The sequence below is a fragment of the Roseobacter sp. MH60115 genome (genome assembly GCF_015644665.1).
GTDB lineage: Bacteria > Pseudomonadota > Alphaproteobacteria > Rhodobacterales > Rhodobacteraceae > Roseobacter.
The window spans coordinates 57252-78040 of sequence record NZ_JADOBQ010000013.1; the positions used below are offsets into that span (position 1 = coordinate 57252).

Annotated in this window: 23 protein-coding genes; 1 reads left to right on the plus strand and 22 read right to left on the minus strand. The window is 63.1% G+C overall.

Annotated elements, in window-relative coordinates; translation table 11 throughout:
• Positions 1–6: 6 nt before the first annotated feature.
• From ISX84_RS22705 to ISX84_RS22795, 19 genes are all read right to left on the minus strand, one after another.
• Positions 7–909, minus strand: a complete 903-nt coding sequence (locus ISX84_RS22705) for a hypothetical protein (RefSeq protein ID WP_195822704.1) — start codon at positions 907–909, stop codon at positions 7–9.
• An 8-nt stretch (positions 910–917) separates the two neighbouring features.
• A complete protein-coding gene (locus ISX84_RS22710; RefSeq protein ID WP_195822705.1) occupies positions 918–1349 on the minus strand; it encodes a GPW/gp25 family protein in 432 nt (143 codons plus the stop codon).
• Between the two features lie 2 nt (positions 1350–1351).
• On the minus strand, positions 1352–1642 hold the full coding sequence (locus ISX84_RS22715; protein ID WP_195822706.1) for a PAAR domain-containing protein: 291 nt from the start codon (positions 1640–1642) through the stop codon (positions 1352–1354).
• 15 nt (positions 1643–1657) lie between these two features.
• A complete protein-coding gene (vgrG, locus tag ISX84_RS22720) occupies positions 1658–3421 on the minus strand; it encodes a type VI secretion system tip protein VgrG (RefSeq protein WP_195822707.1) in 1764 nt (587 codons plus the stop codon).
• 9 nt (positions 3422–3430) lie between these two features.
• Positions 3431–4123: a LysM peptidoglycan-binding domain-containing protein gene (locus ISX84_RS22725; RefSeq protein ID WP_195822708.1), complete on the minus strand. Its 693-nt coding sequence runs from the start codon at positions 4121–4123 to the stop codon at positions 3431–3433.
• A 3-nt stretch (positions 4124–4126) separates the two neighbouring features.
• A complete protein-coding gene (locus ISX84_RS22730) occupies positions 4127–4300 on the minus strand; it encodes a hypothetical protein (protein ID WP_195822709.1) in 174 nt (57 codons plus the stop codon).
• A complete protein-coding gene (locus ISX84_RS22735) occupies positions 4300–4755 on the minus strand; it encodes a phage tail protein (RefSeq protein WP_195822710.1) in 456 nt (151 codons plus the stop codon). The genes ISX84_RS22730 and ISX84_RS22735 overlap by 1 nt, the downstream gene beginning before the upstream one ends.
• Before the next feature lie 5 nt (positions 4756–4760).
• Positions 4761–5219: a phage tail protein gene (locus tag ISX84_RS22740; RefSeq protein ID WP_195822711.1), complete on the minus strand. Its 459-nt coding sequence runs from the start codon at positions 5217–5219 to the stop codon at positions 4761–4763.
• 20 nt (positions 5220–5239) lie between these two features.
• Positions 5240–7417 carry a cadherin-like domain-containing protein gene (locus tag ISX84_RS22745; protein ID WP_195822712.1) on the minus strand — a complete coding sequence of 726 codons (2178 nt, stop codon included), beginning with the start codon at positions 7415–7417 and terminating at the stop codon, positions 5240–5242.
• Between the two features lie 13 nt (positions 7418–7430).
• A complete protein-coding gene (locus ISX84_RS22750; RefSeq protein WP_195822713.1) occupies positions 7431–8168 on the minus strand; it encodes a hypothetical protein in 738 nt (245 codons plus the stop codon).
• A complete protein-coding gene (locus ISX84_RS22755) occupies positions 8168–8740 on the minus strand; it encodes a DUF4255 domain-containing protein (protein WP_195822714.1) in 573 nt (190 codons plus the stop codon). The genes ISX84_RS22750 and ISX84_RS22755 overlap by 1 nt, the downstream gene beginning before the upstream one ends.
• A gap of 123 nt (positions 8741–8863) precedes the next feature.
• Positions 8864–9466, minus strand: coding sequence for a hypothetical protein (locus ISX84_RS22760; RefSeq protein WP_195822715.1), 603 nt, complete (start codon positions 9464–9466; stop codon positions 8864–8866).
• Entirely contained in the window at positions 9463–11064 is a 1602-nt protein-coding gene (locus ISX84_RS22765; protein WP_195822716.1) for a transporter substrate-binding domain-containing protein, read from the minus strand. Before ISX84_RS22765 ends, ISX84_RS22760 begins: the two co-directional genes overlap by 4 nt.
• Positions 11061–11849 (minus strand): class I SAM-dependent methyltransferase, encoded by a 789-nt coding sequence (locus tag ISX84_RS22770; protein ID WP_195822717.1) that lies wholly within the window; start codon positions 11847–11849, stop codon positions 11061–11063. The genes ISX84_RS22765 and ISX84_RS22770 overlap by 4 nt, the downstream gene beginning before the upstream one ends.
• Positions 11849–13132, minus strand: a complete 1284-nt coding sequence (locus tag ISX84_RS22775) for a transporter substrate-binding domain-containing protein (protein WP_195822718.1) — start codon at positions 13130–13132, stop codon at positions 11849–11851. The genes ISX84_RS22770 and ISX84_RS22775 overlap by 1 nt, the downstream gene beginning before the upstream one ends.
• Positions 13133–13144: 12 nt before the next feature.
• The gene (locus ISX84_RS22780) at positions 13145–13762 is read right to left on the minus strand and encodes an eCIS core domain-containing protein (RefSeq protein WP_229884510.1); all 618 of its coding nucleotides are present in this window, start codon (positions 13760–13762) and stop codon (positions 13145–13147) included.
• 149 nt (positions 13763–13911) lie between these two features.
• Positions 13912–14862, minus strand: a complete 951-nt coding sequence (locus tag ISX84_RS22785) for a ParB N-terminal domain-containing protein (RefSeq protein ID WP_195822719.1) — start codon at positions 14860–14862, stop codon at positions 13912–13914.
• Positions 14862–16193: a ParA family protein gene (locus ISX84_RS22790; RefSeq protein WP_195822720.1), complete on the minus strand. Its 1332-nt coding sequence runs from the start codon at positions 16191–16193 to the stop codon at positions 14862–14864. The genes ISX84_RS22785 and ISX84_RS22790 overlap by 1 nt, the downstream gene beginning before the upstream one ends.
• A gap of 3 nt (positions 16194–16196) precedes the next feature.
• The gene (locus ISX84_RS22795) at positions 16197–17138 is read right to left on the minus strand and encodes a helix-turn-helix domain-containing protein (RefSeq protein WP_195822721.1); all 942 of its coding nucleotides are present in this window, start codon (positions 17136–17138) and stop codon (positions 16197–16199) included.
• Positions 17139–17733: 595 nt separating this feature from the next.
• Here ISX84_RS22795 and ISX84_RS22800 point away from each other — a divergent pair.
• Entirely contained in the window at positions 17734–18801 is a 1068-nt protein-coding gene (locus ISX84_RS22800) for a Fic family protein (RefSeq protein WP_229884511.1), read from the plus strand.
• A gap of 12 nt (positions 18802–18813) precedes the next feature.
• Here ISX84_RS22800 and ISX84_RS22805 read toward each other — a convergent pair whose 3' ends face one another.
• The 3 genes from ISX84_RS22805 to ISX84_RS22815 all read right to left on the minus strand — a co-directional run bounded on the left by ISX84_RS22805 (position 18814) and on the right by ISX84_RS22815 (position 20713).
• Positions 18814–19878, minus strand: a complete 1065-nt coding sequence (locus ISX84_RS22805) for a YeeE/YedE family protein (protein WP_195822722.1) — start codon at positions 19876–19878, stop codon at positions 18814–18816.
• A 40-nt stretch (positions 19879–19918) separates the two neighbouring features.
• Entirely contained in the window at positions 19919–20254 is a 336-nt protein-coding gene (locus tag ISX84_RS22810) for an ArsR/SmtB family transcription factor (RefSeq protein WP_195822723.1), read from the minus strand.
• Positions 20255–20353: 99 nt separating this feature from the next.
• A complete protein-coding gene (locus tag ISX84_RS22815; RefSeq protein WP_195822724.1) occupies positions 20354–20713 on the minus strand; it encodes a hypothetical protein in 360 nt (119 codons plus the stop codon).
• Positions 20714–20789: the final 76 nt, after the last annotated feature.

Genomic DNA, 20789 nt, shown 5'->3' on the forward strand with positions numbered 1-20789 from the left:
CTGACCCTATAAGGGGTCCGTATTTTCTTCCCTTTCAGGTTGTGTTGCGATGAAAACACCACTGAGGGTGCCTACGTCCCCCGCGATGATGAATGTCCCGCCGAAACTGTCCGGCGCCCCGCCGGGATCGGCACTGGCAAACTGCGATGATTCCAGCAATGCGCGAATCGGTGTGACCGCGCGCCCGGTCTGAAACGGGATCTGGCGGCTGCCGTCTTGCTGCGTAAAGAACACCTGCCCCTGCCCCGAACTGGTCACCCGCGTGCCGCAAAGCCCCAGCCGCGTCCACTGCACCGCCTCGAAAGGCAAACCGGCGGCACTTGCGTCCACGGTGAACTGCGCCTGCTGCGATCCATAGCCGATATCCGCCGTAAACGCCGCCATCCTGACCGTGGTGACCGGTGCCTTATCCGTCGGTGAGGTCGTCAGTGTCAGTTGCACCTGACCTGCATAGACGACACGTCCGGTTGTGGGGATTTCAAAGCCGGTCGGGCTCTGCCCCACGACCACCGGCCCGTTATAGTCGATCCCCTCCGCCCGGTAGCGCATCGTATAGGCGGCAGGCAGCTGGCCCTTGGTGCCCAGCCCGGCAATCGGGGTGGCCACCGACCGGCGCGCACCATCCAGCGTGCCATCCTCCTGCGGGCGAATACGGCGCAGAGTCTGATCATAGAAAACCAGGTTGCGCGGCAAGGACTTGCGCGATGTCTGGCCAGTCACGAAAAAGAGGTCACTGCCGTCATCAGCCGCCGGTTGCCGCAGATAGGATCCGGCCAGCCGCCTGCCCTCCCGTTTGGTGACCACGCAAGGGTCATCCGGGGCCAGCCCCAGCAGTTCAAACGCCTTGCTGTTCTGCACCGCCTCCACAGCGCCACAGCCCGCCAGCGCAAAGACCAGCAGATATGTCACCGCAGCCTTCATGCGGCGGGCACCGGTTTCTGCGACACCAGCGTGCCTTCGGTGAGGTAGAAGGGGAACACCATGTTGTGCCGCTCGTTGGTCTCCACCACCGTGTAGTTCAGCGTCACCGCCAGATGCCCCTCCAGCGCCGCGCGCACGTCCACGGTCACGGCCCCCAGCTTGATGCGCGGCTCGAAAAACAGGATCGCCCGGGAAATCGCAACCTCGATCTCCGCTTCGGTCTCGCTGTTCATCGGCTCGAACACCAGATCATGCAGGCGGCAGCCGTAGTTGGGGTGCATGATCCGCTCGCCCGGGCGGGTCTCCATCAGGATGCGCAGGCTCTCGGCGATATCCTCTTCGGCCTGCACCAGACGGGCTTCGCCGGTGCCGTTGTCAAACGCGGGCGGAAAGGCCCAGCCCCGGCCCAGGAAAGACGGATCCGCCACCCCTAACCCCCGATCATCACAGTGGGGGCGCCCAGCACGATGCTGCCGCCATGCGAGGTGGTGTCGCCCATGCGCGCCGCAGGCTTGCCGCCGATCATCACCGTGGCCGATCCCTTGACGATGGTCGCAGGCGGGCCGACGCAGGTGCAATTGTCGCCCAGAACCGCCGCAGGCAGGTTCGTGATCAGCACCGTGGCCACGCCGGGGCCGATCACCGGCCCGCCGACATGGGGCACGATCCCCGTCACCATCGGGCAGGTCTGCATATCCGTGATCCGTGCTGCTGGTGGCATTGCCCTCTCCTCCCCCTAGTTGATCATGACCATCGCGCCCTTGACGGTCGTCTGCCCGCCGGAGCTGACCTCGGCCGTGGCCCCGCCCTTGCCGGTGAACCCGACATCGCCCTCGGCGGTGACATTCATGCCGCTGATGCTGGTGTCGCTGGTGGCCGCGATGGTCACCGCGCCCGTGGCCGTCAGAGAGATGTCGCCGGGGCTGCTCAGGGCGATCCCGCTGCTGGTCATCTCGATTTTGTTGCCGGTGGAATCCTGCAGCGTCACGCTGGTGGCATCATCATCCATCGTCACCTTGTGACCGCCGGGCGTCTCGATGGTGATGATCTTCTTCTCCTCATCGAACGTCAGCTTCATCGCCTCGCGGGTCACGATGCCCTTGACGAAATTATCCGCTGTCGGGGTCTCCGCCTGCGGGGTCTTGGCATTGTGCACCGACCCCAGCACCACAGCCGCATTGGGATCGGCATTCAGAAACCCCACCAGCACCTCGTCATCAATCTCCGGCATGAACTGGATGCCCGCATCCTTGGAGGCATAGGGCTGCGCATAGCGCGCCCAGACCTCCGGGGCCGGGTCCGCGATCATCGGCAGCTTGATCTTGATCCGCATCTTGCTGTCGGGGTCTTCGTCGAGCCTGACCACCTTGCCGACCTGCAACCCATGGATCGGCGCGGCCAGCCCGGCGGCACTTTCGCCCTCAAAACCGGGCGTATCCACGTTCCAGCTGTCGGGCAGGCCCAGCATGGCCTCGGTGGTCCAGGCCCCCTCCTCGATGACCTGCCGCACGCCGCCGACATAGGCATCACCGCTGAAGCGGTCGCCCAGCCCCACCAGTTCGATCACCGCGCCCGGCACGGCAAGGCCGGAGCCCTGAAAGCTGCAGGTGCCCTGGATCGAGGCCAGCACCGTGCGCAAGGTGCGCGCATCGGTGACAAGTTTCAGATCCGCCGCCGGGATCTCGCGCGGGGTGTTGATCAGATGGTCGCGCGCACCCAGCACATCGGCCAGATCGGAGGGCGTGTAGTTGCCCCATTTGCCCGTCGCCGGGTCCTTGCCTTTTTCCTGCACGATCTCCTGAGCCACGGAATCCCAGGCGCTCGCCTGCGCGCCGCCCAGACTGGTCTGGGCATCCACCCGCGCGTCAAAGCTGATCATATCCACCCCCGGCGTGACCGTCAGCACCGCAGAGCCATCCGCCTCGGGCGGTGCCGAGATGACCTTGCCGTCGCTCACCGTCAGCACATGACCGTTCCGGTCCGCAAGGCTGCGCAGATAGCCCCAGTCGGTGCAGGCGTGGCGCAGGATGTCGCGCGCCGTATCCGTCGTTGCGGTCACATCCGCCGACAGCCCTGCGTCCGACAGGATCTGCGCCATGACATCGCTGTCTTTCTTCTGCTCGTAAAACGCGGATTTGCGCGTGTGCGTCAGCTTGGCCGCCTTGTCGATGCACGACAGCTCCAGACGCGGCGCGCCCCGGGTGATGCGCAGACGCTTGGCAATGATCACCCCCGTGAAGAGCACCTGATCCGACCCGTCCCCATAGGCGGCGGCCATGGAAATCTCCGACCCGATCTTGAAATCCGACCCATCCGCCTCGGGAAACTCATTCTCCGCGATGGACCCCGCCATCAGCACCAGCTGCGCCTCGGGCAGGCGCCCCACGCCCGCGTCCACCTGCACGCGCGCGATCTGCAATTCATCGTCGATTGCGCTGCCCGCCACCTTGATCGTGACCGTGATCGGCCCGTCGGCGCCGGTATTGGGACTGTCAGCCATCGGTCCCCCTCATCGCATCGGCGGAAAGCGCAGCAGCGTATTGGGCTGCAGATCGCGGAAACTATCAAGCTCGTTGATCCGGGCAATCTCAAGGTATTTGCTGACGTCCTTGTAGACCCGCTGGCACAGGAGCGGCAGCGTATCGCCCTCCTGCACGCGGATCACATGGGTCATGTCGGGGGATTTGCGCTTGGCCTCCCGCGCCTCTTCCGCATCGGTCTTGGCCTCAACGAAATCCAGCTTAATCTTGGCCCGCAGCGCGGACCCATCGGGGTGGAACAGGTTGTAATCCACATTCAACGACGTCAGCCGCCCGAAAAAAGCCTTGAGCCCCTTGCCCCAGATCACCTTGACCGGCGTCGGCTCATGCTCGTCCCCGTCGTAATCATAGGCAATGGTGCGCAGCTTATCGATCTGCTCGGCCACGGTCACACCGGCGGCATCCGGCACCACACCGGTGCCATCCAGCACGATGGTGAACCCCAGCTTTTCAGGCTCTGAGCGGGCGAATTTCGCCACCGGCGCGGACTTGCCAAGCGCGCCCGCCGTGCTGCTGCCCTCGCCCGTGCCGGAATATTTCAGCCCGAATGTGTGCGAATAATCCTGCGGGTTGATCGTGGCTTCAAAGGTATTGGCCTCCCCCTTCTGCTCCTTGATCTGCCCGTTCTGGATCTTGCAGCGGATGATCTTCAGCTTCGCCATGGATCAGCGATCCTGCGACCGGCGCTGCGCGTCCGCCATCATCTCCCGCATGTCCTCCAGCAGGTCGCGCCGCATCTCCGCCAGCGCACGCGCCACGTCCACACGCTCCTGCTCGGCGGCCCGCGGGGCGGGGCCGAACTGCCCCTTGACCACCAGCGATCCGATTTCAATCGCCATCACATCATCCTCTTCAAAGTCGTATAGGCCAGCTCGATCGTCTCGATGGCCAATTCGTTTTTCATCGCATCGAAATTCCCGACGCTCCATTTCACCGGGAAGGCATTGCCCACCGACCAGGAGGCCACCGGAATCCGCATCTGGTTGAGCAGCGAGACGTTGATGTCCTTGGGCACAATCGCCTCGGCGAAATCCCCCTCCAGCGTGCTCTTGCACCATTGCACCAGCCCGCTGGCGGCGGTGGTCATCCCGCGTTTCAGCTGCAGATTGCTCCGGGTCGCCGGTTTCGGCAGCTGATGCACAAAACGGTTCTCGCCCCCCTCCACCAGTGGCTCCAGATCGATGCCACTCTCCAGCCCGCTGACCTCCTGAAACGCCATATCCGGTACTGGCGGGACCATGCCCACAAACACCACCGAAAAATGAAACGCGACAGGAGGATCAAACAGGTCCATGAGGCTCAGGCGTTCTCGATCACAAAGCCTTCATGCGCGATCTCGATGCTCTCCACCGCGACCTCATTGCCATCGGCCTTCAGATCCGTGCCCGTGACCTTGACCGGAAAGGCGTTCTGCACTTTCCAGACCATCGTCGGGTTCTGACCCTCATCCAGCAGCGAAATCGTCAGCGCCTTGCGGGTGATCGTGTTCATCTTGATCTCGGCGAACCAGTCCCAGATGGCGTTGTCCTTGGCGAACACCCCCTTCTTCATGGTGATGTTCGAGGTCTTGATCATGCCGGGCATCTTGATGGTGGAAAATACCGGGTTGTTGCCCGCCCGGTACTCGATGGCCTCGCTCTCGATGTCGAGGCCCGAGACCTCCTGAAAGGCCAGTTCAGTATCGTCCCACTTGACCTGAAAGTGGAACTTGGGGAGCGGCCAGATGGCCTGCGTTTGTGCGGAACCGTCGTCTGCCATGTCTGATTTTCCTCTCTAACTCAGGATTTCTGCATTTGCTGCTGGAAGGTGATCTCGATGAATTCCGCAGGCCGCGTCACCGCCACCAGCACGGTAATCCGCAGGATGCCTTCCAGAATATCCACCGGCGTCATGGTCTCGCCCAGACCCACATGCACGGAAAACGCATCCGTCGGCACAGCGCCCGCAAGCCCGCCCTGTTTCCAGACCGAGGTCAGGAAATTCTCGATCATCGACCGCATGGTGACCCAGGTCTGCGCCGTGTTGGGCTCGAACACATAGGCCTTGGAGGCGAGCCGGATCGATTCCTCGATCATGATCATGGTCCGGCGCACGTTGATGTAGCGCCAATCCAGGCTGTTACCGTCCAGCGTCCGCGCGCCCCAGACCAGCGTCCCCTCACCCACGAAAGGCCGGATCGCGTTGATCGACTTGCCGGTGGTGGAAACGTTGAGGTTCTCCTGCTCCTCGTGGCTGATGTTGACCATCGGCGCCACGACGGAATTCAGCGAGACATTGGCCGGCGCTTTCCAGACCCCCCGGCTGTTGTCGACCATCGTATAGATGCCCGCCATCGCCGCCGAGGCGGGCATGGAGTTCATGTAGCCGGTGATCTCGTTCATCACATCCGTGTACATCGGCACCACCGCCCGCAGCGTCTTGTCGATGGTCTCGGGCGACGGCCCGTCCGTCTCCACCCCATCCTGGCTGTCGTTCATCAGGATGCGGATTTTCTGCGGCGGCTGCACCGCCCCGCCAACCTCGATGGTGTAGCTGACCGTGGCCTCCGGCCCGACAAAGGCGGGGTCAGGCGCAAAGGTGACCTTGCCGCCGCTGCCCACTTTCCAGGTGCCCACGCCTTCCTCGGTCTTGGCTTTTCCGGCAGCCGTGTCCGCGTCCACCAGCTTCACGCTGGCCTTGTCGCCATCGGGATGATCCGCCGGGACATCCACCACGACAGAGGTGCCCGCCGCCACGGCAGGCGCATCCAGCAGACCGCCGACAACTTCCACCGCAATGGTGCGCGCGTCGGTGGCGATCTCATTCTCATCGGTCACCACAAGGTCGAATTGCCCCGCGTTGCCCTTCTCGGGATCGTGGATAAAGCTCACCTCGCCCGCTTCCAGCTGCGCCTGGGTAAAGCTGGTCAGCGCATCGGTGGTGCCGGTCTTGACCAGCTTGCCCGCCATACCGTCCTCGTCACCCTCGACCAGATAGGTGAGCCCTTCGGCATCGCTCTCGTCGTCACTGGCGCTGATGTCGGTGGTGGTCAGCGCAATGGTCCCGCCCTTGGGCAGCGACAGGGTGAAATCCCCCATCAGCACCGGCGCCGAGATCCGCTCGATCTCGTGGCGCAGCTCGTCCGATTTGCCGACACTGCGGCGCATCAGCCCGATCAGCGTCTTGCGGCTGCCCGGCTCGATATTCTCAAAGGTGAAATCGCGGCTCTGATAGATCGAACTGTCGAGCCACGGGTAATAGGCCGCGCCGAAATCGAGGTTGTTGATCCCGATGTCATTGCGGAAGGTCGCCACCGGGTTGCCCAGCGGATCGGCCTGCGGCAAGTAGCCGCCCGACATGTCCAGAATGGCAAAGCGGTTCTTCATGTCGTTGCCGCAGTGCTTCAGCATCGCCTGCTGCACCTTGACCGCGTTCTGCCGCACCAGCCGCGTGGTCTCGGGGATCACCACCATCGTGGGCTCCGGTTCCTTCTTCAGCCGCGCAATCGCCGCCAGCATCGCTTCGGCGTCGATCTCATCCGCGTCATAGGTGCCGATGGAGGTCACGTAACAGGCCCCGCCCCCGTTCTGAAAAAACAGCCGCATCGCACCGTAAAGGGCAAAGGCGCGGTTCTTCTGCACCAGCTCATATTGCTCCTGCCCGCGCGGACCTTGGGTGGTGAACACCGCCCGGGGCAGCGCCGCAGGCTGATCCGCCCCCTTGGCCGACAAGGGCGAGACCCCGTCAAAATCCTCGTAAGCTTTGATCTCGAAACTCGGCTCCGGCGCGCCACCGAAATAGCTGTGGAACTCCGACATCGAGGTGATCCGCCACGGCGTGCCGTGCAGCGAGACATTCCCGTTCATCGCGGTCTGCGTATAGCCGATAAAAGCAGGCACCGCCGTGGCAACCTGAACGACCGAATTGGGAAACGCACTCTTCTCGACGACATATACACCAGGGGTCTTCATTGCCATTTTGGGCTCTCCTTTACCAAAGCGTGACAAAAATATCGGATTGCAGGCGCACAGGCGCGCCCGGGTCCGGAATGGGTTTGAACGGCGGCGCCGCGCCGGGCAGCACGGAGACCAGCGTCTCCGGCCCGAAAGCACCGGATTTCTGCAGGGCAAAACGCTCGCCGGGCCGCGCCCGGGCGGCCACCGGGCTGGCGGTGCGGATCACCCGGGCGGGCCTTCCATCGGGCAGGTCCTGCAGGCCCAGATCCTCGAACCGCATATCGCCCGCACTGTCGATCACCTCCAGCCCGTCGAGATCGCGCGGGCCCACCAGATGATAGGCCCAATGGCTCTCCACCGCCGCCAGCGCCAGGGTCAGATAACGCAGCCCGTCGGGCGGTACCGCAATATCCAAAAGGCAGATCTCCGCCCCCAGCGTGCGGGCGGGCGCGGCGGGTGTCGTTTCCGCCGCCTCCGGCAAGCCGACCTCCGCCACCTCCAGGGGCGCTGTGACGGGAACCGCAGCCCCCCAGACCACACCGCGCGTGACCTGCATCACGTGACCCGATTGCGCCGCGACGGTCAGCTGCACCGCCTCGGGCCGCGCCTCCGCCTCATCGACCAGCACATACACCACCGCGCCACGCTGGCGCAGCAGGCACGCCGCCCGGCCAAAGCCCTGCGCATCGGTCGGGGTCACCACCAGCGGTGGCACATCAGATCCGAAATACGCATGCCGCAGCGACAGGCGCAGTATTTCGGTATAGGCCATCAGACGGCTTCCTGCTCGGTCCGCTGCGACGGCGCCGTGATCGTCGGCGTCACACCGGTGACAGCGCCTGCGTCAATCACGACCGAGCGCATCTTGAACATGATCGACGGCACATAGCGCCCGCCCAGATTGGACCAGAGCTGCGAAATCTCGTCCACGCGCAGGTTGCTGACCTCGACCGTCAGCTGCGACAGCCCCGGCGGCATGTCGGGCGTGTTCTGCGGCGTGAACACCGGCTGCGCCTGAAAGAACATCAGAGCGGCGGAGACCAGCTTGAGCCCCTCGCCATAAAGCTCCGCATCATGGCCCGAGGCGACGATGAAATAGATATCCACATGCATCGGCTGCGCCTGCGCCACCGGTCCCGCCCCGCCGCCAGATCGCGATCTGGGCACCGCATCGCGGGAGATATTGGTGAGAAACAGCGCCAGCCGGTTGCGCGCGGCCTGCGCGGGCTTGCCATCCGCATCGGTCAGTGACGACAGGTTCACCAGGTCTTCGGGCACCGAAAACCGAACCCTGAGATGATCGTTCAGCCGATCACGAACGAGTTGCAGTGCCTGGTCAATCATCGACAATATTCCGCGCCCTGCCCGCCTACAAAAACGTGTATGCGGACAGATGATTCAACTTTAATTTGAATTAACCGTACCGACCCGCCGCTAAAAAGCAAGCTTCCTTTCCCTAACGTAAAGTTAACGCACATGGCGCAGGCTTTTGACAAAGCCGGTCAGCACCAGCCCCGAGGCCAGAAACCACAGCGAGACATAGAGATAGGTGACCAGCAGGAACTGCGCGCTTTCATTCTGTGAAATAATGATATTTGCCCGGCCCACGATCTCATCCGCGCCGATGACCGACGCCGTGGCAGAGGCCATGATGATGATCAGGAAGTATTGCACCCAGGCAACCCAGAAGGTCTCGCCCGCGCCCGTGACGCCGGTGCGGCGCTGCTCGAAATAGCCGCGCGCCTGATCCGAGGTGAAACCGATCACCGGAAAGGTCAGCGCCAGCGTTGCCTTGATCCAGAGCGGCACCGCCATGATCGTCCCGCCGATCGTGACCTCGCTGGGGATCATCGACGCCATGTAGAACAGCAGCACAAAGCTGGGCACATTGCGGCAGACATTGGTGCCCAGATGCGCCAGCTGCCCCGCCCCGACCACGCGGCGCGCCCGGAGCCAGCCCAAAACGCCGCCGACCCCTGTGCCCATCGCCATCGACAGTACCGAGATCAGCAGGTTGGTCCCGAAGCCGCCCGCCAGATAGCCGGTATGGGTCAGCAGCACCTCGATCATCGCGCCCCCTCCCGCACGACCCAGCCGCGCAGGCGTCGAAAGAGCCACAACACCCCCAGCATCAGCAGGAAGTAAAAGACCAGCAACCCGTTCATGAAGGTGGCCACATCGCCGCCCTCGGAGACGATCAGATTGACGGTCGACACCAGTTCGGCCAGCGCAATCGCACTCGCCATGCCCGCCGCCTTGACGATGTTCACGCAGGCGGCCACCAACCCGTCATAGGCCCGCTGAAACGCACCCGGCACCAGCGCCCAGACGGTGGCCCCGGGCCGTTCGCCGCGTTCCTGCGCCAGCGCGTGCGACAGCAAAACCGCGTTTGTAGAGCCTGCATAGAGCGACAGGATCAGGGCGGCGACCCCAAAGGCCCCCGGGGTGATCAGCGCCGATTGCGCCAGCACCCCGCCAAGGCCGAAGAACACGATGTACATCTGCAGGATCGGCGGCGTCATCCGTGCGACGGTCACCAAAAGGCGCTGCGGCGCGAGCAACAGGCGCGCCCAAAGACCGCGTCCGCGCAGCGCCGCATCCATCATCCCCAGCGCCAGTCCCACCGTCAGCGCCCCGAGGATCGCCACCGCCGAAAGCGACAGCGTCAGCCCCAGCCCGCGCATCAGCCGCCCCCGGCTGTAGGCATCGTGAAAGACCCGCAGATCAATCCCGGTGCGGTCGCGCAGGGCCATCATCCAGCCCGGCGGCGGCGCGGCGTCTTCTGCCTGCGGAAACGGCGGCGCGCCCAGACAGGCTTTGGGCAAGGGATCACCCCGGCAGAGCGACGGCTGCGCCCAGGCCGCATTCAGCGCCTGCAGATAGGCGCTCTCCCCGATCTGCCATTTCCGTTCCAGCGCCAGAATATGCCCGGTGGCGTGCCATTCCCCGATCATCGCAGAGACAAACCGCCCCAGCGTGGCATCGGCCTCCCCCTGTGCCACGGCCATCGCCCAGGGCGTGACCAGAATACGCTCCTCCATCACCGAATAGGGATCGTCGGGGTTGGCCAGCACCCGCTGCACCAGCGCCGTGTCGTCAAAGGCCCAGGCGACGCAGCGGCCAAAGGACAGCGCCATCTTGGCCTCGCGATTGGCCGGGAAATACTGGCCCGCCACGCCGTAGTTTTCCTCCAGCGTGCGGTTGTAATAGGCGCCCTGCGTCATGCAGACGGGCTCGCCGCGCAGGTCTTCCCAGGACTGATGCGCATGATCCCCCGGGCCGTAGGCCACGACCCCGCTGGAATAGTAGCTGGGGTCCAGCAGCCCCGCCTGCGCCCGCCGCGTGACCGTGTCGCCCATGGTCGCGATCACCACGTCGATGACCCCCTGGTTCACCCGCGCCAGCCGGTTCGAGGCGGTGACGGAGACCAGCTCCAGCTCAACCCCCATGCGCGTGGCCAGCGCCCGGGCCAAATCAGGCTCTAACCCGGTGATATTGCCCTCTGCATCCAGCATGCCCCAGGGCGGGTAGTCGGTTTTCACCCCCACGATCAGCGTGCCGCGTTGCAGGATATGGGCCAGCCGCCCGTCGGCATTCTCCGGCAGCTGCACCTGCGCCAGCACCGCCTGCCCCCACAGGCAGAAAACCACGCTCAGAAACCGGATCACGGCACGGCCACGGCAATCAACCCATAGCCCAGACGCGCCGGACACATCCGCACCAGCAGGCTGTCGATCCAGCGCAGCGGCGCATGGGTGGTCAGCAGGCTTTCGGACAGCACGCTTTCGGCGCGCAGGCTATCGACCCGGAACCCGGCCTCGGACAATTCGGCGCGCAGACGGTCCGGGTCGTAAAGCTGGTAGGGCAATGTGACCTCGGTGCCCTCCATGATGCGGGTGTAGCGGATCAGCCCCTGCGCCGCGGGCCCGGCGGCCCGCTGTTCCCGCAGAAAGCGCCGCGCCTTGTTAGGGACGGATATCAGCAACCGCCCGGTCTCCGGTTTCAGCAGCCGGCGCATCTGGCGCAGGGCCGCAATCCGCGCATCCCGGTCGTCGATATGGGCCAGCACGCCAAAGAGACAGAGCATCAGATCGGCCCGCCCCTGCGCCCTGACATGCGCCTCCAGCGCCTCTACCTCCGGGCCCAGCACCTGCAGGTCGGACCACCCCATCTCCGCCGCCCGCGCCGCCAGCATCTCCAGCGCTGCGGGGTTGATGTCGAACCCGGCCGCCACCCCTGCCCGCCCTTTGAGACGCAGCAGATAGCGCCCGTTGCCACAGCCGAAATCGATCACGTGACCGCCCGGCGGCAGCAGCGCCAGCATCCGCCGCCAGGTGGACAGATTGGGGTTCGGATAGCGCCGGTCGTAATGCCCGGACCGGAAATAGAGCAGATAGGACCGCGTCGTCAGATCCTGCGGTGCCGCGGCGCGTATCTCCTCATGCTGGCCCATCAGTTCGGCGCAATCGCGCCGGAGCCCAGCGTGTTCTCGATCCGCTTGCGCCAGTCGGTGTCGCGCATCCGCACGATCAGCGCGCTGTCGATGGCGCGGCGCAGATCCTCATTGCCACCCGCCCGCGTGATGGCCCAGCCGTAAGGCTCGTTGCGATAGACACTGTCCTGCACGGTGATCTGCCCGTCATAGGGCGACCGCCGCGACATATACGACAACGCAATCCAGTCGCCCAGCACCGCCTCCACCTTGCCCTGATAAAGCTGCTCCACCCCCTCTTTCCAAGTGGGCGTCAGCACCACGCCCCCCGGCAATCCATCCGCAGGCATGGCCTCCACCTTGCGCATATTGCCGCCATGCCCATCGCAGGACAACCAGGCCGCCCGCGCTTTCAGCTTCTCCTGTTTCTCGCTGCCCTCATCGGCACGGAATGCCGCCTCCGTCGTCTCCAGCCGCAGGAATTCCTGCGCGGTGGAACAGCGCAGCACGGCGATGTTCAGCCCCGGCAGCGCCTGCGCCGACACGGGCGGATTTTCCCCGATGGCCCCGACAAAGGCCGAAGTAATCACGCCCAGAATCATTGCCGACAGCGCGGTGCCCACCACCGCCATGATCATCTCGAACACCTTGCCCATCAGCGTGGCAAAACCGTCGCCAATCCCCTTCAGCCCGGACGTGCGCGCAACCGCCTCCAGCATATAGGCCATCCAGGTCCGCACGACACCGGGCGGCGGATCATCCTCCGACCCCGTCGCCAGGTTCAGCATGAAGGCCCGCAACAAAAACGCGGTCACAAGGTTCAGCAGCAGAAACAGAATGATTGCCCGCGCGACCGTGGGCTGAAACACCGTGTCCGTGATGGTCTCGATCGCCACCTCGAAATCGATCGCGCCATCCTGCGCCACCGCCAGCGTCAGCCCCGATGACAGGTACTGCTGGCTGAAATCATAGGTCAGCATCCGCTCGGACGTGATGGTCAGGGGCGAGATCACCACATCCACCGTGCCCCGGCGCAACCCCTGCTCCTGCGCATCGATGCTGTCGCAATTCACAAAGGCCGTGGTCTTGTCGATATCCGTCGACACCGAATGCCACAGGTCCACGGCAAACCCGCGCGGCATCCCGTCCGGCCCCATGTAGGTGAAAGGTTCCGCCGAGCGCACCGCAACCACCAGATCATGATCGCCCTCGGGCACATCACAGGCCCCGGCAGGCAGGGCAAAACCCAGCGTCAGGACCAGCAGCAGACAAAGGCGGCAAAGGATCGGACAGCGATGTGACATGTGTTCGGGGCCTTAACGTTCCAATGGGGTGGCATCGGTGGCGGTCGACAAAAGCTGCCCCCGGATGGACTTGCCCTGCGCCACCCCGCCAGCCCCCAGAGACACTGCCTTTGCCCCCATGTCATCCGCTTCCTTTTCAAGGCCTGCGTCATCATTGACCGGCACGCCGCCCGCCAACTGCCGTGTCGGGCGCACCCTGCCCTGCGCCTGCTGCACAGTGTGCCAGGTTTCATGCGGCAGGTGCTTTTCCTGACCGCTGGCGAGGTGAATATCGGTGCCCTGCGCATAGGCATGCGCGCCCACTTTTTGCGGTTCGGACGAATTGTAATGCACCTGAACAGCGCTCATATCCATGCCCGACAGACGCTCGACCCCACTGCGCAGGGCGCCCGGCAATCCGCCTTTGGTGCGCCCCTCGTCCTCCACCGGTTTGAGCTGTGCCGCCCCCTGCCCCCACCGCGCCAACTGCGCCACCACGGCGCTGTCATCGGCGCGCTGTTGCAGCACGCTCAGGCCGCTGTCTTGCCGCGCAACCGCCGGCATATCGGAACTCTGCTGCACGGGTGCAGGGCTTTTCACAGGGGTCTGAACCGGAACGGATTTGCGGTCGGAGGCTGAAATCTGCGCCAAGAGGATTCTCCTTATGGTGGCAGAGTAGCACCGGAATTCCCTTACGTCATTTGATCTTTGGTTAATCAATCCCTAAAGGGTGCAGGGTGGACACATTCTGCGGCGCTTTCGACGTAACTTTTTGATTTTACTACATCTTATATAGCGAATTAGGGCTTCTTGATCTGGTATTTCATCACCACTTTGGCCAGATCGACCAGCAAAGCCTCCAGATCGTCTTCGGACACCTTCGTATTGCGCATCTGGATTTGATAGCCCTTGGGCTGCTTCTTGGCCGTCATCGGGATACCGCGCACATCGAACCGCTGCACCGTGTCCCCGGTCAGCGCCGGCGGCAGCAGAGGCGACAAGCGCTCACCCCGTTTCAGCTTGGGAATGATCGCCCGATACTGCCGCTTCGGGGTGGTGGTGATGTCCACTTCCTCCAGGATCTGATCGCGCAATTCCAGGCAGGCCAGCCCCAGCGAGACGTCCCCCTGCCCCACGTTCAACCGCTCCGCGATCTCGGTCTGGGTAAGCTCCCGCAGGCTCTCCGCCAGCAGCCCGATGGAGATGAGTTCCTCGAACCCGTTGAGGTCCCGCCGCATGGTGTTCTCGTGGAACCGCTCTTCCAGATCGGCAAGGTCGCGGTCCCCCTGCACCGTGGCGATCACCGCCTTGACCGGCTGCCCCAGCGCCCGGCAGGCCTCCAGCCGCCGCCGCCCGGATTGGATGTAGAATTCCGCCGTGGTCTCCAGCGGGTTTGCGCGGTCCGCCTCCCAGGTCTCCTCCACCGGGCGCACGCGAATGGGCTGCGTCTGCCCGCGCCGTTTGATGTTGGCCACCAGCGCGGCGAAATCCTCATCTTCCTGCCAGGGCGCAATCCGGTCGCTGCCCACCTCATCCCTGATCTGCGAAGGGTCGAGATCAAGCACCACGGTGCCCGCCATCACCCCCTGAAACAGGGAGCCATGCGCATCGTCGATCCGCTGTTTCAGCATGTTCATGGCCGACCCGGCCCACATGCCGCCCATGGCGCCCTTGCGGTCTGTATCCGTCTCTGCAGGGCCTGTCAGAGCCTCATCCGGGATCGAGGCATCGAGTTTGCGTTTGCGGGCCATCAGCTCCAGCGCTCCTCTATGAAGGTCTTGGCAAATTCTCTTGGGGGCAGCTCCGGCCAGATGCGCTGCACCAGCGCGTCATTGACCGCATTGGCATTGGCCATGAAGGCCTTGGCCGAGGCGCGCCGGGTCTTGGGCGGCATGTATTCATAGATGCTCTTGTACTCTTCGGCGGCATTCGCAATGGCATCCGACCGGCTGTACCAGACCTGCATGACCTCGCGCGGTGCCTTGCGGTAGAGGTCGAGGATCTGATCGGTATCCTGCGTGTTTTGTTCCTGCACAATGGTCGGCAAAACCATATGCTCACCCGCCCCAATCTCGATATCTGCCTCGAATCCCATAATGAACTCCAGGTACTCGCCGATGTTGGACACATAGGTGGCCAGGGTCGCCAGATCGAACCCTTTCATGGTCTGCGGGATCACCACATTATCCGCCGCCACCAGCCCGTTGAGCTGCATCAGCGTCAGCGAGGGCTGCTGGTCGATCACGATCACATCGACGGTTTCCGACAGAGCCCGGGTATAGGCAGCCATGTCAAAAGCTCCATCTTCTCCGCGGAGATCGTCATTCGCAGTGCGCGGCCCGTTGTCGGCATCCCATGTCGCGATGGCATCTTTCAGCACCCGGTAGACCGGCACCTGGGATTGCTGAGACATGAAAAACAGGCTGATGTCGCCGTTCTGAATATTCGCCCCGCCGGGGATCAACCGGACGCCGGGCCAGGGTGTGGATTGCCAGATCCGATCCAGATCGCGCCCGGACGGTGGGGTCAATTTCACCGCAGCCGGATCGTCCACCCCCATAAAATCCGCCAGCGTCGGCGTGTCCGGCTCAAAAAGCGGCAGCTTTTCGTCGGCAAAATAGAGGCTGACGGTGGCCTGCGGATCGGCGTCGATCACCCCCACGCGCAGCCCGTAGTGCAAGTTCACATATTGCGCAAAATGAGCCGCGCTTAGTGATTTGCCGGTCCCGCCTTTCTGGGCACCGAAGGTCACAACCTTGACCGGATCGCCCGCTTGTCGCCAGTGCAAGTAGGGTCGCTTGGCCGCCTTGTTCGAGCCGATGATCGCGCGGATCAGCATGATCTCAGACGGCGAGAATGTCCGCTCCCGGCCCTGTTTTTCACCCTCCGGGAACATGGCTTCTTCATTCGATATCCGGGTCAGATAGGTCGTGTCGACGGCCAGCAGGCTTGCAACTTCCACCATGGAAAAACGCCGTGCAACGCGCGTGCGCAAAGTCAAATCGCGCTGCAATTTGGTATTCACCGCGCCCATGACCCGGCTCATATTCCGGATAAATTGCTCAAACTGCCCGTATGCCATCAATTATATCCACGGATATTTTTGTGTATTCATCCCTGATTTCGCCGGGATGAACGCTGTGTTCAAAGAACAGGAGGGCGTGTCGTTACGCAAGTGCTTTTGTGCCAGCCCCCAGCGTTTCAGGTAGCTTTTCAGCAGGTTTCTTTTCTGGGCATGGGCGGTGATGCCGGAGGCTTTCACAAGCTTTTCGAACTGCTGGATGGTCGGAAACTGGCGCCAGTGTTGTGGCCAATGCTGCCGGATATGGATAATGATTTCGGCGGTTTCGTTCTCTGAAAAGCCGGATTTATGTAGCCATTTAACTTGCTCTGAGACGTGGACCTCTCCTGAATCCAACCTCAATTCCGCCCACAATTTGATGAGCCGTGCGGCTATATCCGCGGAGATGGGATCCGGTTTTCGGCGTGCGAGATGCTCATCCGTCGAGGCGAGCATCTGAGATGTGGGCATTGTCTTTGCGGAGGGGTAGGGCGCGCCCTTGAAGCAGCGAGCCCATTGTCCAAGCAAGTGATCCAAATTGGATTCCAAATCCATCGCAGAGTGATTTTTATGGATATGATTTTTAGAGTCCTTAAGGCGTTCACTGGGCTGAACACTGCGTTCAATTCTGGGCGTGGTTTTACCTTTCAACGACGCCCGCCAGTCCTGCCAGAATGTGACGCGATATTTGAGCCGGTAGTTGTAGCCGCTTGCGGTTTGCTGCTCCTCGGTCTCGATCAAATCTGCTCCTCGTAGTTCCTTGAGATAGCCGGAAATGGCGGATTTTGATCGGCCGGAGCGTTGGCTCAGCTGGTCCAGGGAGGGCCAGCAATAGCCTTCGGTATTGGCCATCCGGCAAAGCTCTACCAGCGTGCGAAAGGCGCCTGGGCTCAGGTCGATGTCGAGGATCTCGACGGGGAGGGCAACGAACCCTTTTTTGCGGTCAAATGACGGGTGCTCGGACATATTTACCTCGTTCCCGCAATGCAAAAAGCTTGCAGGTTATGGGGTGCCGCGCTATCTTTGGGTATCAGACAAGGACAGCCGACATGGTTGTTTTGAATGAAGCCGAGTGGTTGCCGCCGCTCGGCTTTGTTTTTGCAGTTGCCAATACTACATCAGCGCCTCCTTTTGCGGCTGCGCAAAAAAGGGTCGGGGCAGGCCCAGCGGGTGACGCCGGACGTTTGCTGTCTTAAAGTGATCCCACATTTGGGCCGCCTGCTCAATTCACGGACTACTGCCGCGTTTTCTTGGTATTAAGGCCTATATAGCCCGAAATACCAAGACTATGGCAAGATTTTCTTTGCTTTGAGCGGGCGGTACATGATTCATGCACCTTATTCCCTTATTTTCATAGCGTTTTCAAAGAGGGTTGGCTGATCCGTAGAGCGGTTCGTCGCCCCGTGTACCCATGGGGCAGGGGGCAGGTGTGGCGAATCCCCGGTACAGCGCGGAGGGCGATTCCCCGTAGGACGGGTGACTGCATCGGGTTGGAAACATCACGGAGCGCGCTGTTATTGGGTGTAAACGGGTGTAGTTGCGGGTTGCGGAATGGGTGTAAATGGGTGTAGTTGCGGGTATGCTGACCACGGACACGCTGACCATCTCTCCTAAAATGCTCTCGCTGATCTCGGAGATTGACGAGTTCAAAGGCGCGTGGCGGGCGTTGGGGACACTGGCGCCGGAACGGCTGTCGGCGCTGCGGCGGGTGGCGACGATCGAGAGCATCGGTTCGTCTACCCGGATCGAAGGCAGCAAGCTGTCGGATGCGGAGGTGCGCCAGCTCCTGAGCAACATCGAGGTGCAGCCGTTCGAGACGCGCGACCAGCAGGAGGTGGCCGGATACGCCGAGGCGATGGAGACGATCTTTGCCGCCTGGGATCAGATCACCATCACCGAAAATCACATCCTGCAGCTGCACCGCGATCTGCTGCGGCACAGCGGCAAAGACGAGCGGCACCGCGGGGGCTACAAGACCGCCAGCAATTCCATCGCGGCCTTTGATGAGGGCGGCGTGCAAATCGGTGTGGTGTTTGAAACCGCGTCGCCTTTCGACACGCCGCGGCTGATGCGGGAGCTGCTGGCGTGGTATGCCGAACAGACCGAGCGCAAGGCGCTGCATCCGCTGCTGATCATCGGGATATTCGTAGTGGTCTTTCTGGAAATACATCCGTTTCAGGACGGCAACGGGCGGCTGAGCCGGGTGCTGACCACCTTGCTGATGCTGCGGGCGGGCTATTCCTATGTACCCTACGGGTCCATGGAGAGCGTGATTGAGCAGAGCAAAGAGGCCTATTACCTGGCCTTGCGCCAGACCCAGAGCACCATTCGCACGGCCCATCCGGACTGGCAGCCGTGGATGGAGTTTTTCCTCAGTGCGGCGCAGCGGCAGATGTCGCGGCTGAAGACGCGGGTGGAGCGGGAGCGGCTGATGATGGGCGCGCTGCCGGAACTGGCCGCCGAGCTGGTGCAGCTGACGCGGGACCACGGGCGGCTGACCATGGCGGAGGCCGCGCGGCTGACCGAGGCGAACCGGAACACGTTGAAACAGCACTTCCGCAAGCTGGTGGAGGACGGGCATCTGAAGCTGCACGGGCGCGCGCGGGGGGCGTGGTACGCGCTGCCTTGAAGGGCGGGGGCGTCAGGATTGCAGCCAGCCGAAGGGGCGGCCCATGATCAGCTGGCGCAGGCCGAAGGCGGCGCCGGTGAAGATCGACAGAAAGACGATGGGGGCGTTCAGCGTCAGCAGCGAGAAGGCGGACAGCCCCTGTCCGATGGTGCAGCCCATGGCCAGAATCGCGCCGAAGCCCATGAGGACCGCGCCCAGCACCTGACGTTTCAACTCGCGCGGGTCCTCGCAGGCTTCCCAGCGGAAATGCCCCTTGATCAGGCTGCCGATGAAGGCCCCGGCGAGCACGCCAAAGACCGCGCCGACGCCAAAGGTCAGCCCGCCGCCGCTGGAGGTCATCAGGAAGAGCAGCGATTCGCCCAAGGGCGAGGTGAAGGTATGGCTGTTCACCGGGGCGGCGCCAAAGCGGGCGTCGGCCACCCATTGCGTGCCGGCCCAGCCGCTGACGATGGCGAGGCCCACCAGCGTGCCCCAGGCAAGCGCCTTGGGGCTGCGCAGAAAGTCGCGGGACCAGAGGGCGGCGGCGGTGATCGCGGCGCTGATCAGCAGGCCGAAGGGCAGGGGAGGGAGGCCGGTGGCCATGCTCAGCAGTTGCGGGTAGCTGCGGGTTTGCGTTGATATTTCGGTGAGCGATAGACCGGCGAGGCGCAGCTGGGCCAAGGGTCCGGACAGCATGACATAGGCGCTGATCCCCATGACCAGCACGATCACGAAAGAGCGCAGATCGCCGCCGCCGAACCGCGCCAGTGCGCCGAACCCGCAGTTGCCCGCCAACGACATGCCGTAGCCGAAGAGCAGCCCGCCGGTGATGGCAAAGGCGGGTGACCAGGGGGCCAGATGATAGATGGTCTGCGCGGGATCGAGCGCGCCCAGGGCCACGAGGCCAAAGGTGCCGAGGCCCGCCACCCCGATGGCCAGGATCCACATACGCATCCGTATGTCGCTGCCCTGGTAGAGCGCGTCTTCGATGGCACCCAGGGTGCAGAAACGTCCAAGTCGCGCGGCGAGCCCCAGGATGAGGCCGCCCCCAAGCCCGATCAGGGCCAAAAGCCCTGCGTCTGAAATGCTGTCCAGCATGTGGTTCCTCCCGTATGTCTACGGGGCGTGGCGAGGCGCGCTACCCGTCCTTGCAGAACAGGTCGTAGACGAGATCAAGTATCTGAACGGCGCGGGGATCTGTCAAACTGTAATAAATCGCCTTGCCCTCGCGGCGCGGCGCAACCAGCCCTTCGGCGCGCAGCCGGGCCAGCTGTTGCGAGACCGCGGCCTGCCGGGCGGAGAGCAGCTCTTCCAGCTCGGTCACGGATTTTTCGCCGGTGGACAGGTGGCAGAGGATCATCAACCGCCCCTCGTGGCTGATCGCCTTGAGGAAGTTCGACGCATTGCAGGCACTCTCCATCATCCGCTCGATTTCGGCGTCGGACATATCCTTGGTGATGACGGGAAGTGACATGAAGCTCTGGCTATCTCGCAATTTCGGGTCCTCATACCCATTGGGCGTTGATATGGCAATTAATGCAACAACCCGCCAGGTCCAGAGCGGTGCACATGCCTACGATTTAGGCTCTGTTTCCTCCGGATGGGCGTCGAGCAGCTTGCCCAGCAGGAACCAGAAGAACTCATCCCCCGCATAGCCTTCGATGCGGCCCAGCTCCTTGCCGTCATGGACCAGCACGAAGGTGGGGGTGAAGACCGGGCGCGAGGTAAAGGTAATATCCTCGGGCAGGGCGCGCAGGTTGACCCGGCGCAGGGGCGCGCGTTTGCCTTCCTCGGTCTTGGGGTAGATATGCGCGAGATCCGCGTTCCACCGGGCGCACCAGTGGCAGCCGTCCTGTTCGACCATGACCAGATCGGCGGCCAGCGCGGGCAGGGGGGCCAGCCCGAGGGCCAGGGCAAGGAGCAGGCGTTTCATCGGCGTTCCAATTGACGGACCACATAAACATATAATATCTTGAATATGTAATCTGCACAAGCACTGGGGCGGGCCG

Bases quoted from the DNA above. Each gene is read 5' to 3' on its own strand.
- ISX84_RS22715 (WP_195822706.1), bottom strand. From the start codon at position 1,642: ATGCCACCAGCAGCACGGATCACGGATATGCAGACCTGCCCGATGGTG.
- vgrG (WP_195822707.1), bottom strand. From the start codon at position 3,421: ATGGCTGACAGTCCCAATACCGGCGCCGACGGGCCGATCACGGTCACG.
- ISX84_RS22725 (WP_195822708.1), bottom strand. From the start codon at position 4,123: ATGGCGAAGCTGAAGATCATCCGCTGCAAGATCCAGAACGGGCAGATC.
- ISX84_RS22730 (WP_195822709.1), bottom strand. From the start codon at position 4,300: ATGGCGATTGAAATCGGATCGCTGGTGGTCAAGGGGCAGTTCGGCCCC.
- ISX84_RS22735 (WP_195822710.1), bottom strand. From the start codon at position 4,755: ATGGACCTGTTTGATCCTCCTGTCGCGTTTCATTTTTCGGTGGTGTTT.
- ISX84_RS22740 (WP_195822711.1), bottom strand. From the start codon at position 5,219: ATGGCAGACGACGGTTCCGCACAAACGCAGGCCATCTGGCCGCTCCCC.
- ISX84_RS22745 (WP_195822712.1), bottom strand. From the start codon at position 7,417: ATGGCAATGAAGACCCCTGGTGTATATGTCGTCGAGAAGAGTGCGTTT.
- ISX84_RS22750 (WP_195822713.1), bottom strand. From the start codon at position 8,168: ATGGCCTATACCGAAATACTGCGCCTGTCGCTGCGGCATGCGTATTTC.
- ISX84_RS22755 (WP_195822714.1), bottom strand. From the start codon at position 8,740: ATGATTGACCAGGCACTGCAACTCGTTCGTGATCGGCTGAACGATCAT.
- ISX84_RS22760 (WP_195822715.1), bottom strand. From the start codon at position 9,466: ATGATCGAGGTGCTGCTGACCCATACCGGCTATCTGGCGGGCGGCTTC.
- ISX84_RS22770 (WP_195822717.1), bottom strand. From the start codon at position 11,849: ATGGGCCAGCATGAGGAGATACGCGCCGCGGCACCGCAGGATCTGACG.
- ISX84_RS22775 (WP_195822718.1), bottom strand. From the start codon at position 13,132: ATGTCACATCGCTGTCCGATCCTTTGCCGCCTTTGTCTGCTGCTGGTC.
- ISX84_RS22785 (WP_195822719.1), bottom strand. From the start codon at position 14,862: ATGGCCCGCAAACGCAAACTCGATGCCTCGATCCCGGATGAGGCTCTG.
- ISX84_RS22790 (WP_195822720.1), bottom strand. From the start codon at position 16,193: ATGGCATACGGGCAGTTTGAGCAATTTATCCGGAATATGAGCCGGGTC.
- ISX84_RS22795 (WP_195822721.1), bottom strand. From the start codon at position 17,138: ATGTCCGAGCACCCGTCATTTGACCGCAAAAAAGGGTTCGTTGCCCTC.
- ISX84_RS22800 (WP_229884511.1), top strand. From the start codon at position 17,734: ATGGGTGTAGTTGCGGGTATGCTGACCACGGACACGCTGACCATCTCT.
- ISX84_RS22805 (WP_195822722.1), bottom strand. From the start codon at position 19,878: ATGCTGGACAGCATTTCAGACGCAGGGCTTTTGGCCCTGATCGGGCTT.
- ISX84_RS22810 (WP_195822723.1), bottom strand. From the start codon at position 20,254: ATGTCACTTCCCGTCATCACCAAGGATATGTCCGACGCCGAAATCGAG.
- ISX84_RS22815 (WP_195822724.1), bottom strand. From the start codon at position 20,713: ATGAAACGCCTGCTCCTTGCCCTGGCCCTCGGGCTGGCCCCCCTGCCC.